The sequence below is a fragment of the Candidatus Hydrogenedentota bacterium genome (assembly GCA_013359265.1).
Classification (GTDB): Bacteria; Hydrogenedentota; Hydrogenedentia; order Hydrogenedentales; family SLHB01; genus JABWCD01.
On sequence record JABWCD010000005.1, the window covers coordinates 286,337 to 299,973 of the forward strand.

Annotated in this window: 11 protein-coding genes; 2 read left to right on the plus strand and 9 right to left on the minus strand. The window is 60.4% G+C overall.

The features are described from left to right. Window positions 1-8: 8 nt before the first annotated feature. The 4 genes from HUU46_06570 to HUU46_06585 are packed head-to-tail and all read right to left on the minus strand — an operon-like array spanning window position 9 to window position 5,472. Entirely contained in the window at window positions 9-929 is a 921-nt protein-coding gene (locus HUU46_06570) for a CHAD domain-containing protein (GenBank protein NUM53288.1), read from the minus strand. Next, entirely contained in the window at window positions 926-1,612 is a 687-nt protein-coding gene (locus HUU46_06575; protein ID NUM53289.1) for a hypothetical protein, read from the minus strand. The genes HUU46_06570 and HUU46_06575 overlap by 4 nt, the downstream gene beginning before the upstream one ends. Next, a complete protein-coding gene (locus tag HUU46_06580) occupies window positions 1,609-2,247 on the minus strand; it encodes an HD domain-containing protein (GenBank protein ID NUM53290.1) in 639 nt (212 codons plus the stop codon). The genes HUU46_06575 and HUU46_06580 overlap by 4 nt, the downstream gene beginning before the upstream one ends. Before the next feature lie 30 nt (window positions 2,248-2,277). Further along, the gene (locus HUU46_06585) at window positions 2,278-5,472 is read right to left on the minus strand and encodes a hypothetical protein (protein NUM53291.1); all 3,195 of its coding nucleotides are present in this window, start codon (window positions 5,470-5,472) and stop codon (window positions 2,278-2,280) included. Between the two features lie 52 nt (window positions 5,473-5,524). Between HUU46_06585 and HUU46_06590 the strand changes: the two genes are divergently transcribed. Beyond that, window positions 5,525-7,369, plus strand: coding sequence for an O-antigen ligase family protein (locus tag HUU46_06590; GenBank protein ID NUM53292.1), 1,845 nt, complete (start codon window positions 5,525-5,527; stop codon window positions 7,367-7,369). On the opposite strand, the gene HUU46_06595 is transcribed toward HUU46_06590, so the two are convergent. Genes HUU46_06595 through HUU46_06615 form a run of 5 tightly spaced genes read right to left on the minus strand, consistent with a single transcriptional unit; the run spans window position 7,305 to window position 12,090 of the window. Next, window positions 7,305-8,783 carry a tetratricopeptide repeat protein gene (locus HUU46_06595; GenBank protein NUM53293.1) on the minus strand — a complete coding sequence of 493 codons (1,479 nt, stop codon included), beginning with the start codon at window positions 8,781-8,783 and terminating at the stop codon, window positions 7,305-7,307. The two genes, HUU46_06590 and HUU46_06595, sit on opposite strands and share 65 nt — an antisense overlap. 20 nt (window positions 8,784-8,803) lie before the next feature. Beyond that, on the minus strand, window positions 8,804-9,073 hold the full coding sequence (locus tag HUU46_06600) for a hypothetical protein (GenBank protein ID NUM53294.1): 270 nt from the start codon (window positions 9,071-9,073) through the stop codon (window positions 8,804-8,806). A 3-nt stretch (window positions 9,074-9,076) separates the two neighbouring features. Further along, the gene (locus HUU46_06605; GenBank protein ID NUM53295.1) at window positions 9,077-10,342 is read right to left on the minus strand and encodes a GAF domain-containing protein; all 1,266 of its coding nucleotides are present in this window, start codon (window positions 10,340-10,342) and stop codon (window positions 9,077-9,079) included. Between the two features lies 1 nt (window position 10,343). Further along, window positions 10,344-11,351 (minus strand): M28 family peptidase, encoded by a 1,008-nt coding sequence (locus HUU46_06610; GenBank protein NUM53296.1) that lies wholly within the window; start codon window positions 11,349-11,351, stop codon window positions 10,344-10,346. Continuing rightward, complete coding sequence (locus tag HUU46_06615; protein NUM53297.1) at window positions 11,341-12,090, minus strand: gamma-glutamyl-gamma-aminobutyrate hydrolase family protein; 750 nt, start codon at window positions 12,088-12,090, stop codon at window positions 11,341-11,343. Before HUU46_06615 ends, HUU46_06610 begins: the two co-directional genes overlap by 11 nt. 296 nt (window positions 12,091-12,386) lie before the next feature. Between HUU46_06615 and HUU46_06620 the strand changes: the two genes are divergently transcribed. Then, a complete protein-coding gene (locus tag HUU46_06620; GenBank protein ID NUM53298.1) occupies window positions 12,387-13,613 on the plus strand; it encodes an efflux RND transporter periplasmic adaptor subunit in 1,227 nt (408 codons plus the stop codon). Window positions 13,614-13,637: the final 24 nt, after the last annotated feature.

Genomic DNA, 13,637 nt, shown 5'->3' on the forward strand with positions numbered 1-13,637 from the left:
TTTTTGCATCATAGTGAGGTCCGACCGCCGCGGCGTACGCAGCAGACCACTTCCGGCGTTGAAAACAATTCGTTCGCGGCGGCGCGCGCGGACTTGTCGAGCAACTGCGGTGCGCGTTTCGCGAAATCATCCAGGTGCTGCTTGGCGGTTTCGTCGCAGCGGGCCTCGATGTTAGCGAATTCCGCGGCCATGCCCGGATTGGCTTTCGCGCAGGCCACAAGGTAGTCGCGGAGTACCCGAACGTCATTCCAATCGCCCAGTGTTTCCTGGGCGCCCTTTATTTTTTCGATGAGTGCATCCATGCGCTCGCCGTACAGGTCACGGGCGATCTCGCAACTGTACCGAAGTTTCTTGAACGCAATCCGGACCTGGTGCAGCGAGTCATCCGAGGGACTGGCTATCCACTCGCGATAGGCCGAGGCCAGGCGAGTGTATCGTTTGCGTAACGTCAACGCGGTTTCCTTCCGGTAGCAGGTCTCGGACCTTCTGTCCGCGTCGATCAAGTCTCCGATCTCGGTGCGGAAGGCATGATCGCGCACGAACGCGCAGCTTGCATCGACGGAACTCGACTGTTCGTCCCGCATGGCGCGCAGCATTCGCGACGCGCGGGCGATTGCCGGGTGCAGTTCCTTGGGCGCGTCGCGGCGCATGGCGCGCAGAAGGCCCAGCGTGACGTCGAGTTCGCGCGCCTTGCCCAAACCGCGGGTGACGTCGCGCGCGCGCTTGCGCAACGGTTTCAGGGCGCGCTTCTTGAAACGGCCGGCGAAATCGCCCAACGCCGCGCGCAGTCGCCGCGACGCGACACGCAGATCGTGAATGCCGTCGACATCGTGCGCGGCGGCGGCCTTGACGTGACCGCGCAGCACGTGCACACGCTGTTTCAGGGCGTGGCGCGCGGACTTTTGCGCCAGTACGCAGGGGCCCTTCATGGCGCTGGACTTCCGGGCCACCCCGCTGGTTGGCCGTAAGCGTGCACAATGCGCACGAAAGCCGCGCGCGACATGCCGCCGGGGTTCAGCCCCGGTTTCCCTTCGGGAATGGCGATACCCAATTCCGCGTAGTACGACGTCCAGGCGGGAAACGTCGCGGATGTCGCCGGGTCCTTAAAAGTCATTGGGGCCAACTCGAAGATTGGCGTTCCATTGTTGGCTTCCCGAAACGACTCGTAAATGAGTTCGGAGCAGTAAAACGAAGAATTGTCCATGACGAAGATCGAGTCGTAAGGGCGGCCAAGGTAGCTTCGCGACACGTCGATCGCCCGGGGAACAAGCCGCGCGGGTTCGCCGACGATGCGTCCGACGAGGACTTTTGGACGGCCTGCTTCATCGTTGCTTCGTGACAGGAAGTCTTCAAGGGGCGTTTCGACGACGCCCGCGCCGACGGCTTCGATGACGAAAGGCTGGCCATTTTCGACGCGCGCGACCATGCCGACGTGACTGAACTTCGCGCCGTCGACGCCGTGGGTAACCGTTTCGATTGCGTCGCACAGCGGCCCTGCGTCGAGGTCTTGAAACAGCAAGTCGCCGGGCTCGAGCGCAAAGGGGACCGGCGCGCGCGTGCTTGCGCACCCTGCGCACAAGAGAAGGATAAGTACAACCGTTGATTGTTTCATGCCGAGGCTTTCGTCTTTGGCACTGACTGCCGTTTGTCCGGGATCGCTTGAATAATGACGCGCACCTTGAACACTTCCTCGAAGAGCGACTGCTTCCGTTGCGCTCCCCAGATATCGGTTGGCGTGGGGCGGCGCTGTTCGATATTAATCGTCACCGAGTCTTTCGCGGCTTCGACGGCAATTCGCTTGCACGACGCCACGTGACTCCGGTCCAATCCGTCGGCGATGCGCAGGATAGCGGCGAGCTTCTGGACGCGGCGCCGATCCGGCTTATCGAGATCGCAGAATACTGCGTGGGTCCCAGCGGGGTGCGCCTTACGATGATACCGTGCGACGCATGCGACGATACGTTTTCTGCGCGCCGAAAGGCCCGGGAGGCGCATGTCCATAATGATGTCGCGGGAATGTTTGTGATGCGCGACAACGTCAATCGTATGCCCAATGTCGTGGAGCAGCGCCGCCGCCTCGAGCAGCCTGCGGTCGGGCGCGCCAAGTTTGTGAATGCGCCGGGTCGCATCGAAGAGGGCCAGGGCATTCTTGCAGACTTGGAAGACGTGACCGGGTTCCGGATCGAGCTTGCGCGCCATGCGGCGAATCTCGATGAGACCCTTTTTCGAGTGCTTCACGCGTGGCATCGGGACGGCCTCCGGGCGCGGACGGGCGCACTAGTCCCCAAGGGTTGACAGGCCGAAATCGACATACTGGCCGCCGCCCGTCTGGTGGCAGTGTATCGCAACCGCGTTCTTCTTGCCGGGTTCGAAGAGGGATAGCTGACCCGAGGAGAGCGCGATTCGCTGGTATTCCGTGACGTGGTCCTTGCGGTTCAGCAGGATTTTACCGTTCACGAAGACTTCGACACCTTCATCGTGATGGAGGTCAACCCACGCGCCGCCGCGCCCGAAATCCTTGGGAAGGTTGATTGATGTGCGGAGCCAGATGTCGGAACTGTTCCATTCAGTACTCAGCCGTTCTCCTGGCGTTCCTTTCGAGCCAAATCCAGCTTTTCCCTTCTTCCATGCGGAGTCTTTGAAGTCCGATTCCATCCAATTATCGCCCGGGTCCTCAGTGGTGTACCGCCACGGGTGTCCGTCACGCCCAGTTTGTATAACGGTCACCAGACGCTCGGTGACGGCATCTATCGGCTCTATGGCGCCCGTTGGCTTGGCGGCACCGTCCGCAAGTTCGACGAGGAAGAGCGGGTCGGATGGCCAGGCGCCCATAGTCTTCCCGTAGATTGCCAGACCGCCTTTGGCCTTGGCGTCGGGCTTGACCTCGAACCGGACCCGTACGGGCTTTCCCGTCTTGGCGGCCAGCTTGAAGAGCGCGAGGGCATCGTCCTTTAACGGCAGGTCATATGCGCCGCCGTACGAGCCGTGATGGTACTGGGCGACGTGGGAGAGCACGCCGCGCGCGTCTGCGGTGTCCATCGGATAGCGGATGGCGCCGAGCTCGATTCCCTCGAGGGAGACTGTAACCACGGTTGGCCATTGCTTGCCGTCCGACTGCGGGTAGTCCTGCGGATTCTTTCGTGCAGGCCAATCGAGGCGCTCCTGGTCCGCCTTGCCGCCGACTTCCGCGTACAGCTTAACGCCCTTCACGGAGCCGGGATCGAGGTCCTTCGGAAGTTTCAGGCGATACTCGATATAGCCCGCGCCATGCCGGTACACCTTGCCTTCGCGTGGGAAGATAGTTGGCGCGGTTTCGGAGGGGCTCGCTTCCGCGAACGCCTCGACGGGGAACGATAACGCGACCTGATTTGGCGCGCTCCACGCGGCGCCGCCGGTGACGTGGACGACGCAATAGTTCGCGCCAATGCGTTTGCCGTCCTTACGGACTTCCGCGATCACGTTCACCAGACCCTCGGCGTCGGGCGCGGCGAAGGAGAATGGGGCTTGCGGTGTGACGCGATACGCAGGGCACTCGATGGCGCGCTCCTCGGGCTGTATCCACGTCGACCACGGTTTACTATCGACTGTGTTCCCGTCGACGGACAGGCGCAGGGTGAGTCCGGTTTGCTCCGACCAACGGCTTATCGAGACCGGAATCGTCACCGTTTCGCCTGCTTTGACCACCTGATATGGAGGGCAATCGAGCACAGGGAAATCCGGCGACTGCAATTGCGCGACGGTGATATTTGCGGGATAGTTGTACATCTTGTCGGAACGGTCGTAGTTCATGAACCCATTGTGTTCCCACTCGATGTCGCTCAGTTCGGTGTACACGTATCCGACGCACTTGTCGTATTTCCGAAGCAGGTTGGTCAGGAACAGGAAGACCCACGAGATGTCTCGGTCGCCGGAACCCGCGCTGACGCCGCCGTATTCGGAATTGATGAGGGGTGCGGCGCCCTGCTTCCATCCTTCGGCGCAATTGAATGTGCTTCCGGGTTGGGTCTTGTCGATGACTTCCTGAATGTGATCGCGGGCGCGCGCGAAATCGTCGATATAGAAGTGCCATGAATTGATGTCGGTTACGGTGTGGTCGTAGTAGCAGGGGGAGTTGTCTTCGACCAGGCGTGTTGGGTCGAGCGACTTGGCCTTGAGGTACATGTCGCGCACCCATTCCTGGGTGTTTCGGTCATAGCCCTGATCGCCGATGCCCCATGTCTCGTTGAACAGCACCCAAGCGAAGATGCTGGGATGATTGAAATCGCGCGCGATCTGCGCGGTCATCGTGTCCTCCCACGCCTTGCGCGACCGGTCCGATTTTTTCCACCAGTTCGGTGTGTCGGTCATCAAGAGCACGCCCAACTTGTCCGCCCAATACAGCGCGCGCGGTTCCTCGACCTTGATGTGGATGCGCAGCATGTTCAGGCCGTAGGCTTTCGCCTTCTCGTAATCGCGGCGGATGTAGTCGTCGTCGGGGTGCGTGTGGATTCCGTCGGGGTTGAATGACTGATGCAAGGCGCCGCGCAGGTAAATGGGTTTGTTGTTGAGCAGGATGTACTCGTAGTCGCTGCCCATATACTTCCCGCGCGAAATCTTTCGCATGCCGAAATACGTCTTCACGGAATCGACTGTCATGCCATCCTGCAAAAGTTCGATCGTCGCGTCGTACAGGTTCGGATCGTCTGGCGACCATAATTCAGGATTTGGAATGGGCAGCGTCACCGAGAGTTCGTTATAGCCCTTGCCCCCAAGATTCGAATCCTTGACAGCGAAAGTTTGGCTGGCGTGGGCCGCCTTCACCTTAATCGTGTATTCGCCGTCCTTTGCCAACCAGAGCGCAATGTCGAACTGTGCAGTTCCATTGTCGATGTTTGGATAGATGCGCGCGCTGCGAATCTCGGACTTGGGACGCGATTCGAGGTAGACGGTTTGCCAGATGCCGCCGGTTTGTGTGTACCAGCCGATTTGTTTACCCGTCGGGAGGTCGGGGTCCGTGTTGTCAACTGCGCGTACCGTGAGGCGGACTGTTTCGCCGGGCTTCGCAACATCCGTGATATCAACGGAGAATGGAACATAGCCGCCCTCGTGGGCGCCTACCTGTGTGCCATTCGCCCATACGGTCGCCGACCAATCAATCGCGCCGAACGTTACGACGATGCGCGGGCCTGCATCCGCGGGAATCGCGACATCGCGTTCGTACCACGCCACGCCGTTGTACTGCGTGTCCTGGATCCCCGACAGTTTGCTCTGCCATGGAAACGGGACGTTGATCTTTTTTGAGTAGGTGTGCTGTTTATACCACTCCTCTTTGATCCCGACGTCCTGCGGATCAAAGTCGAAACGCCACTCACCGTTCAAATTCATCCATGGCCGCGCCCAGTCGGGCCGCGGATGGGCTTCGATGGGTTGCCATTCGCTGCCGACTGCAGCAAGAGAGGAGACTAATCCGAAAACGAGAAGACGAGCGGTCATGCGAGTGCTCCGGCTGTTGCGGGAAGACAAGGATCGTTATCCTAGTGCGCGTATGGCAAACATTCAACCGAGCGTGCAGGCGAAGAAAACGGACGATGGACGCGTCCGGACCCTGATAGTCACAGCCACGGTCGCGTCGACGGCGTTGCTGTACTCGACGCAATTGGCCTCGTTCCTCCACATCAAGCTATTCGCCCTGACCTTTGGCCTGGCGTTGCTTGGCGTTGTCAGCGCGTTCTCGCGCACGTATCCAGCACGGAGCGCTTCGAGCGTTGTCGGCATCACCTTGACCACGTTTTTTGTGGCTGGATTCGTCAGTCAACTTACCGATCAACAGAATTCCGGGCCAACCCAGGGCGATAGCGGTTTCGTTGCGATGATTGGACTCGTGTTGCCGCTGTTCGGTCTTTTCGCATCCGTACCACTAACGAATGAGAGACACCGCCGCACGGTACTGAACGCGATAATCGCAACTGCGACCGTAGCCGCCGTTTTGGGGATTGGACAATTCGCAGGGCTCGCGCCGTTCCTCTTCCCGGCGTACCCGGGTTCATCACCCATTTACTCTGTGTTCGGCAATTCTGGACTGCTTGGTGGCTACATTGCCGCCGCGATGCCGCTTCTCCTGGGAAAGTATCTGCAGGGACGATCCTGGCAACCGTTGACGCTCGCGGTGTTAGGCGTGCTCGGTTGCGCTCTGCTGCTGACCGGTGCGCGAACTGCGTGGCTTGCGTGCGCGATTGGCTGCGCCGTCGCCGTGTGGAAATTTCCAAACGTGCGCGGGGCGGGGGGGGCGGCGCTGATCCTAACGAGTGTCGCGACTCTATGCGTCCTATTTGCACCAGCCGCGACCGTATCGCGCGTGGCGATGACGTTTTCGTCCGTCGATGATGGAGCGAACCTACGGTGGTGGTTTTGGGCGGGTGCGTGGGAAATGGTCAAAGCCCACCCGATCGCGGGAATTGGCATGGGGCGGTTTGCCGTGGAGAGTCCGCTGGCACTCGGCAGCGTACTTTGGGCGCCGGGGGGCGAGCGGTTCATGCACAACACGTTACTGACTGAGCATCCGCACAATGACCTGTTGCTGCTCTGGGCCGAGCTTGGAGTGTTTGGCGTCGCGCTGGCAGTGTTTCTGTTTCTCAAGGTGATACGGTGTAGCGGGCCGGAGTGGGGCGGTCTCGCCGCGCTGTTCGTGTTTGCATTGTTCAATTCGCCGCTTCACAGCCCACCGCATGCGCTTGCAGGCGTATTGCTTGCCGTCAGCTTGTTGTCTCGCGTACCGCCGGGCATCGAAAAACGAACGCTCCTCGACGCCGCAGGGTTTCGTTTCATTGGACTGTTGGTCGTATTTGCGCCTGTCCTGTATTGGAATGCTCTAATGCTTCCGAGTCACGCGTTACAGAAGGCCCAGACTGCGCACATTCGGGGTGATTCTGTGATCGCCCTGTACAAGGAAGCGGCACGATCGCCCGGGATTCTCGCTGCGGAAATTGACGAGAAATACGCCATTGCGTTGCTCGACGCGGGGGACTACACGAATGCGCGGGACCATTTTGCGAAGGCCTTGCAGAACGGCGACAGCGGCGCGCTGTATTTGGGTCTCGGCACTGCTGAGTACCTCTTGAACAACCGTCTACCTGCGTACGTCGCCCTTGAACAAGCGATCCGCCGTTGGCCGTCGCACGTTGACGCGTGGCGATTGTTGCTGCGCGTATCTCCGGACGGTCAGCGGGGCGAGTGGCTCGCGCAGTCAAAGCGTTTCCTGCGCGCGGAAGAGTTTTCCTCGCTCGAGTCCGAGTCCCAGCGCCTCGCAGGCAGCGCAGGCCCTCGAGCTATTCTTTTAACAGGTCTGCCTGGAACGGAACTGCCTGCAGGACGCTACGGCTGCGGACAGTGAACCCCTCATTCTCGCCGGCGACGACATTTAACTGATAGTAGGTGTCCGTGTTGACGGTTGCGACGATCGCGTTGGGTATAGGGGCCGGTTGGCTGACTGAGACACCTTCGATTTGCAGGTCGAGCGCGATCGCGAGATCGGGCTTTTCGGATTGGGCTTCGATGATTACGTTCCTGCCGTGCCGGTCCAGCCAGCTTGATCCGGTCGTCAGCCAGCGGACAGAACACGTACCCTCCTTTACGCCGGACATAACCGGAATTCTGTACCGGTCGGGAAGGGACCTCATAACCGCGCTGTGGCTCACGATCGCCTGCAGTTCGACGATGGGCTGCAAACCCGAGACAGCGCCAAACGAGCCGAGGCCGACAGCGGCGACGAACGCACCCTGCACAATCCACGCCTCGATGGATTGAGGAATGCGCGCGGCGCCGAACGATAGAATGACAATGAGCGAGAGGACGGCAGGTATTAAGGGCGCGTAGGGCAGCCACGGCGCCAGCATCCACATCGCGAGGTAGGTGAAGGAGGACAGGAGAACGCCCGGGCCGATCAGTCGGGACCATGAAACGTTACGCACGCCGGCGGCGCGGAACCCTATCCAGAGGCCGATTGGCCACGCCAGCAACAGACTGCCGGCACATACGAGGCGCGCGGCGAAAAGTTGGCGCGCAAGCAGATCGTAAACCGGACCGAAGCCCGTGGGAACGTCGCGGCCTACTTGCCGCATCACCATCAGGGAAATATACATTCCCGCGGTCGCTGCGGCGACGGTGGCCATTCCTCCGACCAGCGTCAGCAGCCACGCCCGGCTTTTTGGGCTACGCACCGCGTGCATGCTGTCAATTGCCGGTTCGTCGTCGCGCAGGACGGCATGGCATTGCCAACATCGGTCGAACTCGTCACTATTCTGCGCGCCGCACGACTTGCAGATGCGATACGGGCTGAGATCGATTCCGCTGTCGCTGTCTCGAAGCCGCAAATCCTCCCGTTTCACATCCGTCGACGGCGAGCGCAGGCGCTGGACGGAGCGCGCCGCGGTGGGGTGCGCGGGATTGATTCGGACCACCTGCTCCCAGGTATGGGCGGCTTCCGCGGCGCGGCCGGCCACCTCGTACACGCGGGCAAGCTGTTCCCAGACCGCGATTTCATTCGGCCACACGAGCGTAATCGCATGAAGTTCCGCGATCGCTTCATCGTACAGGCCGAGCCGGTAGTAGGTCGCGGCGAGATAGCGCAATACGTTGAGTTTTTTGTTCCAGTTCTTTTTGAGAATGAGCAGGTGTTTGAGCGCGTCGTTGTATTCCCACGCCATGTAAAGTTTCTTGGCGAGGCTCCAACGCCGCCCGTTGTCGTCCGGGTTAACGGCAACGTATTGGGACAACTGTTCGAGGTCCGATTTGCTTTCGGTTTTCATGCGCCGGCCCGGCCCCGTAGTTAGCGCTTCTTCTGCTTCTTCGCTTGCTTGGCTTCGGCGGAACGCCGCCGCTCGTTGTTGCGTTGGATGATCAGGTTTGCGATATAGGTGACGAAAGCCGACACAAAAGCGGCGACGACGATGCCCATTGCGAATGGGATTTCGCGTGACAGGTGCTCTTGCGTCACCTGGTACGCAATGTAGACGCTCGGCCCGGCGAGGACAAGCGACGTGACGAGCCAGAATCCCCAACCCGCGGCCTCGAGTCGAAACGATTTCGGATTACCCATGCCTCACTCCTGCCCATCCACTTCTTGCGGTATTACGACGCGGAACAGCGCGCCGCCGTCCGGCGCGCGCGATACGGTGATTTGGCCGCCGTGCTCGACCACGATCTTCTGGGTTACCGCAAGCCCCAGCCCGGTGCCACGCGACCCCTTGGTGGAGAAGAAGGGATCGAAAATCTGCCGCGCGATTTCGTCGGGTACGCCGGGGCCGTTGTCCGCGACTTCAATGATCAGCGCGCCCGAATCCGCGGTTTCCGCGTGGAGGCGAATCACACCGTTCGTTCGCGGCACGGCGTCCGCCGCGTTCGACACGAGATTCAACAAGACACGGTATAGGCCGCGTTGATCGGCGCGCACCGTGGGCGCCGCACGGGCACAATCGATGTGCAGCCCGATTTCCTTCTTTGCCACTGTGCCGGAGACGGTGTCGCTCACGTCTTTCACGACGGTGCGAACGTCGAAGGGTTCGATGAGCGGTTTTCGCGGCTTCGAGAACGACAGCATGTCCTCGACGAAGTCGGAAATCTTTTGCGTGCTTCGCTTGAAAATTGGCCAACTTCGCAGGATGAATTCCGAGTTGTTCTGGCTCAATCCCTGATCGATAAGATCGACGCTCCCGCTGAGGCCGGTGATGATGTTCTTGGTATAGTGCGAAAGACCGGCGACGGCCTGGCCGATTGCGGCCAGGCGTTCCGCGCGTAAGTTCTGTTCGATCAGCCGCGCATTCGCGATTGACGTAGCGACCAGACTCCCGAACATCTCCATTACGTGCAGGTCAGCGTTGGTGAACGGTCCGCCGCCGACTTTATTCACGACCTCGAGTACGCCGATCAGGGCGTCACGGTCCACGAGTGGTACAGCCAGAAGCGAACGTGTTTCAAAGCCGCTTGTCTCGTCGGCCTGTTTGAAGAAGCGGTCGTCCGTGCGCGCGTCTGCCACGCTAACGGACTGGCGGGTGAGTGCCGCGCTGCCCGCAATGCCCTGGCCCAGCTTGAGTCGCACTTCGCGCTTCAGGGCGCTTTGGTCTCCCGATTCTCCCAAGGCCACCTCGAAGTAGAGGTCCTCGGTGATCGCGTCGTACAGCATGAGCGCACACGCTTCAGCCTGTGCGACCTGTTTGCTTTCTTCCATGATGGAGAGGAGGAGAGTCGGGAGGTCGGTGACGAGGACTACGAGGCGGTGGACGCGGTACAGCACGTCGACCGTGCGTCGCAGGTCGTCGGGCGCGATTTCGTGCAGCCAGGCGGCCGTGTCGAGAGTGTGCTGTGTCACGTTAATCCAGGCGCGCCTGCGCGTCCAGAAACGACTCTATCGCAGGCAATGCATGGTAGATCACGTCTCCGACAGCCTGCAAACTTGCGGGGCAAACGCGATCGATTGTATCGCGCTCGGTATGCCAATTCGCGCCGTGCTCGAGCGGCGAGCCGCCGTACTCGTAGTCGATTAGATTCATGCAGGGCACGCCGGCGAGTCGAAACGGCATATGGTCGTCTTCAATCACGCGTGGATCGGCGAGAAAGTGGCGCTCGTGGCCGTGTTCCGCCGCCGTTTTCCACACTGCGTTTTGCAGCCACGATGGGGCGCCCGCGTCGCGGAAGACTCCCAGATAACAATCGCCGATCATATCGAGGTTGATGAGGACTTTCAGGTGGGCCAGTTCCTTCGTGCGCCGTAGCCGCCGAACCATATCGCGGCTGCCGTAGAGGCTGTCGGCACTGGACCATTCTTTCAGCGCTTCTTCGCCGTCGAACCAAACCAGCCAGATTGTGCGGCCGTCGCGCGTGGGGCCTAGTGCGCGCGCCATCTCAATCATCCAGGCGGTGGTCGAGCCGCCGTCGTTCGCGCCGACAAAGCGAATATCTTCAAAATACTTGGTATCGTAATGATTGCTCAGGGCGATGACGCCGTCCCTATTGCCTTTCACGACGGCTACGAGGTTCACCATCGCCCGTTTACCCAAGGGAGTGTCAGCGTCGAATGGGAAGGTCCTGAACTCAAGACCGGCAGCTTCAACCTCAGTCCGGATCAATTGACGTACGGTTTCGGCCTCGGGAGAACCGGGAGGGCGCGGCCCGATGGCCACGATCCGTTTCAGCGTATCGTATGCTCGCTCGCCCTGAAAGGTGCCCGTGCCGGTTGCCGCGGAGGCGCGTTGGTTCTCGTCCTTGTATGCGACGCGTTTTATGCCGAACGCAACGAGCAGCAAGAGCGCGAACGCGCCAATACCAGCGATGGCGATGAAACGCATGGGGCCACGGCCAATTTTTTTGTCAGACGACATCAGTCCTTACGCCAAGGCCGCCGCTATGTTCGAGTCTGCTTCCGCAATGCCGCACGAACGCGGACAAGAGCCAATCGGGTTGTAGTGGATCGCGTTCGGGGTGCCACTGGACACCAATGACGAAATTCTTGTCCGGACGCTCGATTGCTTCGATCAGACCATCTGGGCTCGTCGCCGCGAGGTTATAGTTGGCGGGAACATCCCGGATTGCCTGGTGGTGTGAGGACGTAATTTCGAGCGTCATTGCCGGAGCGACCTCGGCCAGCCGTGTACCCGCCACGAAGTTGACCTGATGCCGGTGGAGCCGGCTGGGGGTGCCGTGAACGAGTGATCCGGGCCGTTGATCGGGTATGTCCTGAATCATTCTTCCTCCGGATGCGACGTTCATAATCTGCATGCCGAGGCAGATACCGAGCAGGGGCTTATCTACTTCCAAGGCCGTTGTTAACCAAAGTAGTTCGCTCTCCCAACGCGGCATGGGGAGCGGCGAGACTTTGGGGTGCGGGGGCTCGCCCAAGACTTCGGGGGGAATATCGTCGCCACCGGACAGGATGATGCCATCGATCCGCTCGAGCATGGACTCGCAGATCGCGGCCGACGCCAGCGGTAGAATCACAGGTAGGGCACCGGCGGCAGTGATGGCGTCGCCGTAGCTTGTCAAGAGTCTACTGCTGTTCCAGGGGCGACCGTCATTCGTGTTTACGACGAGTTCGCTTGTCACGCCGATCAAAGGTTTCATCGAACAACCTCTAACACATTGGATGCTCTTGCTTTGCGAATGCCGCCCCAGACGCCGCGGCGACCGGTTCGCGAGTGCGCCTCCGAACTTGTCCATGACGACGCAACTCGAAGCGGGAGTATAGCATCACCTTCGTGTGAGCCGTAAAGGCGCAACACACGGTGTGCGGCGAATGGTGCGAAACCTGAGCAAGCCAAGGCGAGTCAAACCCATGAGTTGGAGTGTATCCGTGCGCCTGCCATACGGTATGCGCGGTACAGTTCGGCGAACGTAAAGTGCGCGGGTATGGAGGACATATGGCAACGTGGTCTCGAATCATCGGGCTGGCGGCGGTGATAGGCGTGTTGGTGGGCTGCACCGGCGCTGCGCCGACGCCAAATAAGAACGAGGCCCTGGCCAAGCGTGCGGAACAAAAGCCGGCGCCGATTCCCGTCGAGGCGCAACTGCCCACGCGCGGCTCGCTCTCCGAGTTTTTCGAAACGACCACCCGTGTCGAAGCCGATCGCAGTGTCCAGGTGACCTCCGAGGGCGTCGGGAAGTGCTTGCGAATACTTGTCGATGAAGGCGATTCCGTCAGCAAGGGCGACGTGCTTGCCGAACTGGATACATCGGAGCTCAACACACAACTTGCATCCGCGAGGACCCAGCTCGCGAAGGCCAAGGCCGATTATAACCGCGCCCGGGAGAGTGTGAAGGAGGGTCTGGTTGCGCCGCTCGAGTTCGAGAACGCCAAGTACGCGCTCGAACAGCAGCAGGCGAGCGTGGATCAGCTCAACGTCCAGTTGGGCAATATGACAGTGCGCGCGCCATTGTCGGGAATCGTAACGCAGAAGATGGCGCAAGTCGGCCAAATCATATCGTCCGGTTCGCCGTGCTTCGAGATCATCGACCCGCAATCGTATGTTCTGAACATAAACGTGCCGGAAAAGGGCTATCTGTCGCGCATCGAGGTGGGTCAGGCGGCCGCGGTGAAGCTCGATTCGCTGGATGAAGAGGTCACGGCGAAGGTGAGGAGAATCAACCCGGCCGTGGACCCGACGAGCGGCACGGTCAAGGTCACGCTCGGCGTGGAGAAATCGGCGCTGTCCAAATTGCGCAATCACGCATTTGCGCGGGTGAACGTTGTTCTCGCCACGCATGAGAATGCGCTGCTGGTGCCGAAGAATGCCGTGGTGGAGGAGAACACCCGGAAGTATATTTACGTGGTGGAACTGCCGGCGGTAGAGGATGCCGAGACCGCTGCCGACGAGGCAACGAAGGCAGATGAAACGATTCTGATCGCGTCGCGCCGCGAAGTCATGACGGGGCTCGAGGACAGCACGAACGTCGAAATCCTTGAAGGCATAGCTGACAGCGATCGCGTCGTTACGGTTGGTCAGCAGACGCTGAAGTCCGGCGCGGAGGTGAAGCTTACTTCGGTGCAGGGCGAGTTGCTTGCCAATGCCCGCCTGAGCGCCGAGGAGGCGCTCCAGGCCGCGAAGGACGAGCACGCAGAAGACAAGTCCGAATCGCCGGCTCCATAAGCCTGCGTAAACCATAAAGCGCAT